General features: G+C 73.1%; 1 protein-coding gene. It reads left to right on the top strand.

Features of this window, described 5'->3' with window-relative positions; translation table 11 throughout:
• Nucleotides 1–107: 107 nt before the first annotated feature.
• Nucleotides 108–4908, top strand: a 4801-nt coding sequence (locus ACFV6I_RS30260; RefSeq protein WP_380428710.1) for a hypothetical protein, incomplete at its 3' end; no start/stop codon positions are given.

Here is a 4908-nt window from a genome sequence, read left to right as displayed (position 1 = left end):
GGGGGGGCCCGCGGTTAGCCCGGACAAGAGGCCCCCCCCCCGGTTGTCTCGCGGGGGGGGGGGGGGGGCCCCCCCCCGCGCCCCCCCCCCCCCCACCCCGGCGGCCGGTGGTCCTGCTCACCAACCCGGTGGTGCCCGGACAGCAGATCCAGTGGCGGATCACGGTGACCAACAGCGGCCCGTCGCGGGCCCGCAACGTCGTGGTCAGCGACACCCTGCCCAGCGGAGTGACCGGCGCCTCCATGACGGCCGACACCGGCGGCGCCAACTGCCCCATCAGCAACGGGACTGCCACCTGTCCGGCTGTCGAGATCCCCGTCGGCGGCTCGCTCTCCTGGACGCTCACCGGCACGCTGTCGCCCGACGCCACCACCTCCCCCACCAACACCGCCACGGTCACCGGAGGCCCCGACCCGGCGACCCCGACGCGTACAGCGGTGGCCTCGCCGACCACCACCCCCTCGCCGCAGGCAAACCTGACGGTGTCGAAGGCGCTGCTGACGAGCCCGGTGGTGCCCGGACAGCAGGTGCAGTGGCAGGTGACCGTGACCAACAACGGGCCGTCGCGGGCCCGGAACGTGGTCGTCAGCGACACCGTGCCCAACGGGGTGAGCGGCGCGTCGATGAAGGCCGACACCGGCGGCACCAACTGCCCCATCAGCAACGGGACTGCCACCTGCCCCGCCGTCGAGATCCCCGTCGGCGGCTCACTCACCTGGACACTCACCGGCACCCTCGACGCCAACGCGACCACCACACCCACCAACACCGCGACCGTCACCGGCGGCCCCGACCCCGCGACCCCGACACACACCGCCGTCGCCTCGCCGACCAACTCGCCCACACCGCAGGCCAATCTGACCGTCTCCAAGGCCCTGCTCACCAACCCGGTGGTGCCCGGGCAGCAGGTGCAGTGGCAGGTCACAGTCACCAACAACGGGCCCTCGCGCGCCCGCAATGTCGTGGTGACGGACGCGGTCCCCAGCGGAGTGACCGGCGCTTCGATGAAGGCCGACACCGATAGCACCAACTGCCCGATCACCAACGGGACAGCAACCTGTCCCGCCGTCGAGATCCCCGTCGGCAGCTCGCTCACCTGGACGCTCACCGGCACCCTCAGCCCGAACGCCACGACGACACCGTCCAACACGGCGACGGTGACGGGCGGCCCCGACCCGGCCACCCCGACACACACCGCCGTCGCCTCGCCGACCGCATCCCCCTCGGGACAGGCCAGCCTTACGGTGTCGAAGGCCCTGCTCACCGACCCGGTCGTACCCGGTGGCCCGATCCAGTGGCGGGTCAGCGTGACGAACAACGGTCCGTCGCAAGCCCGGAACGTCGTGGTGACCGACCAGGTTCCGGCCGGTGTCACGGCTGCCTCGATGAAGGCTGACGCTGATGGCGCCAACTGCCCGATCACGTCCGGGACGGCTACCTGCCCGGCCGTTCAAATCCCCGTGGGCGGCTCGGTCTCCTGGACACTGACCGGCACACTGTCACCCGACGCCACCACCACGCCCACCAACACCGCGACGGTCACCGGCGGCCCCGATCCGGCGACTCCGACCCACACCGCGGTGGCTTCGCCGACCGCCACCTCCTCGCCACAGGCGAACCTGACTGTCTCGAAGGCGCTCGTCACCAATCCAGTCGTGCCCGGACAGCAGATCCAATGGCAGGTCAGCGTCACCAACAACGGGCCCAGCGAAGCCCGCAACGTCATCGTCACCGACCAGGTACCGACGGGCGTGACCAACGCCAGCATGACGGCTACGGACGGCACTACGTGCCCGATCGCCAACGGGACGGCGACGTGCCCGGCCGTCCAGATCCCCGTCGGCCAAACACTGAGGTGGACACTCGCCGGCACCCTGGCCTCAGACGCGACCACCACGCCCACCAACACCGCCATCGTGACCGGCGGCCCGGACCCGGCGACGCCCACGCACACCGCCGTCGCGACCCCGTCCGTCTCGCCCTCGCCGCAGGCCAGCCTCACGCTCTCCAAGGTGCTGGTCACCGGTTCCGTGGTGCCGGGCGGCCCGATCCAGTGGTGGGTGACGGTCACCAACAACGGCCGCTCCCGGGCCCGGAACGTGGTCGTCACCGACACCGTCCCCGCCGGCGTCCTGGACCCGACCATGGCTGCGGACGCCGACGACACCCCGTGCCCGATCACCGGGGACCAGGCGATCTGCCCCGCCATCGAGCTCGCCGTCGGCCAGTCGGAGTCGTACACCCTCACCGGCACGTTCGACCCGAACGCGACCACCATGCCCACCAACACCACGACCGCCACGGGTGGTCCCGACCCGGCCACTCCGACGCACACCGCCGTCGCGACCCCGTCCGGTTCGCCGGCCCCGCGGGCGGACCTGTCGATCGCCAAGGTGCTGCTGACGAGCCCGGTGGTGCCGGGCGGCCCGATCCAGTGGCGGGTGACGGTGACCAACAACGGTCCCTCCCGGGCACGGAACGTGGTCGTCACCGACACCGTCCCGGCGGAGGTCCACAATCCGGCCGTGACCGCCGACGCCGACGGCACGGCGTGTCCGATCGCCGGCAACTCGGCGACCTGTCCGGCCGTCGAGATCCCGGCCGACGGCATCGCCTCCTACACCGTCACCGGCACGCTCGACGCCGCCGCGACCAGCACGCCCGTGAACGTCGCCTCCGTCTCCGGCGGTCCGGACCCCAACCCGTCGAACAACACGGCGACGGCGACTCCCACGGAGACGGCCCAGCCGCAGGCGAACCTGACCGTGACGAAGATCCTGCTCACCGACCCGGTGGTGCCCGGCCAGCCGATCTCGTGGCGGGTCGCCGTCACCAACCGGGGACCATCGACCGCCCGCAACGTGGTCGTCAGCGACCGGATCCCGGACCAGGTGGTCGGCGCCATGATGACCGTGGACGCCACGGGCTCGTCCTGCCCGGTCAGCACCGGCACGGCGACGTGCCCGGCGGTGGAGATCCCGGTCGGCGCGACTTCGACCTTCACCCTCACCGGCATGCTCGCCCAGGACGCCACGGCCGTGCCCGGGAACACCGCGACCGTCACCGGCGGCCCGGACCCGGCCACGCCCACGCACACGGCGGTCGCCAGCCCCTCCGGCGCCGTCACCCCGCAGGCGAACCTGACGCTCGGCAAGGTGCTGGTGACGAACCCGGTGGTGCCCGGGCAGCAGATCCAGTGGCGGGTCACCGTCACGAACAACGGTCCTTCGCGGGCCCGGAACGTCGTCGTCACGGACCGGATCCCGGCGGGAGTGTCGAGCCCGACCATGACGTCCGAGACCGACGGGGCCGCCTGCCCGGTCTCGGGCGGCGTCGCAACCTGCCCGGCCATCGAGCTGGAGGTCGGTCAGTCGCACAGCTACAGCCTGAGCGGCGTCCTCGACCCCAACGCCACGGTCACTCCCACCAACGGCGCCACCGTCACCGGCGGCCCCGACCCCACGGCCTCCTCGCACACCGCCGTGGCCTCGCCCACCGGCTCCCCGTCGCCGCAGGCGAACCTGACCGCCTCCAAGATCCTGCTCACCGATCCGGTGGTGCCGGGCGGCCCGATCCGGTGGCGGGTGACGGTCACCAACCACGGTCCTTCGCGGGCCCGGAATGTCGTGGTCACCGACCGGATCCCGGACGGCGTCGACAACCCCGCGATGGCCGATGACACGAACGGGGCCAGCTGCGCCATCGCCGCCGGCGTCGCCACCTGCCCGGCGGTCGAGATCCCCGCCGGGGGCACCGCGAGCTGGACGCTCACCGGCACGCTCGACCCTGCGGCCACCAGCACGCCGGTGAACACCGCGGTCGTCACCGGCGGGCCCGACCCCGCCACACCCACCCACACCGCGGTCGCCTCACCGACCGGTTCGCCGGTCCAGCAGGCCCGTCTGACGGTCTCCAAGGTGCTGCTGACCTCCCCGGTCGTGGCCGGCGGGCCGATCTCCTGGCGGGTCGGCGTCACCAACGACGGCCCCTCGCGGGCCCGCAACGTCGTGGTCACCGACCGGTTCCCGCAGCAGGTGGACCACCCGGTGCTGACCGCCGACGCCGACGGCATGCCCTGCCCTGACAGCGGCGGCGTCGCCACCTGCCCCGCCATCGACCTGGCCGTCGGCGCCACCGCGACCTACACCCTCAGCGGGACCCTCTCTCCGGACGCGACGGAGGTGCCGGTGAACTCCGCCGTCGTCACCGGCGGCCCCGACCCGGCCACGCCCACGCACACGGCCGTGGCCACCCCGACGGAGCCGATCACCGTCCGGCACGACCTGCACCTCGCCAAGCAGGTCTCCCCGGCCAAGCCCGGCCCCGGTGACAAGGTCACCTACACCGTCACCGCCACGAACCGCGCCAGCGGCACCTACCACGGCGCCGTCGTCGTCGACGACTTCACCGGCGTCCTGGACGCCGCCGGCTACGACGGTGACGCCCACGCCACCATCGGCCGGATCTCCTACAGCCCGCCGCGCCTGACCTGGACCCTCGACCTCCGCCCCGGAGCCACCGAGACCCTCGTCTACACCTTCACCGTCAAGTCCGACGCCGGCGGCAAGCGCCTCGACAACCGGGTCGTCTCGCTCGGCGACGGCAGCAACTGCCCCGCTTCGGCAAACCGGTCGCTCCGCTCCGCGCGGGAGGTGCCGCAGCCGTCGGCGACCACCGGCGGACCTTGCGCCACCAGCATCACCGTCAACCCGTCGCAGCCCTCGCCCAGCCCCACGGGCGGCCCGCTGCCCCCCACCGGGTCGGACCCGATGCCCCTGGCGGGCCTGGCGGCCTTCGCGATGCTCGCCGCGGGCGGCCTGCTGCTGACGCTCCGCCCGACTCCGCCGAGGCCCGCGCCCCACCCCGCTCACTCAACTCCACCGAGGCCCGCGCCCCATCCCGGCCACC

Source organism: Kitasatospora sp. NPDC059803, assembly GCF_042732255.1.
Taxonomy (GTDB): Bacteria; Actinomycetota; Actinomycetes; order Streptomycetales; family Streptomycetaceae; genus Kitasatospora.
This window is presented reverse-complemented; position numbering and strand designations above follow the sequence as displayed.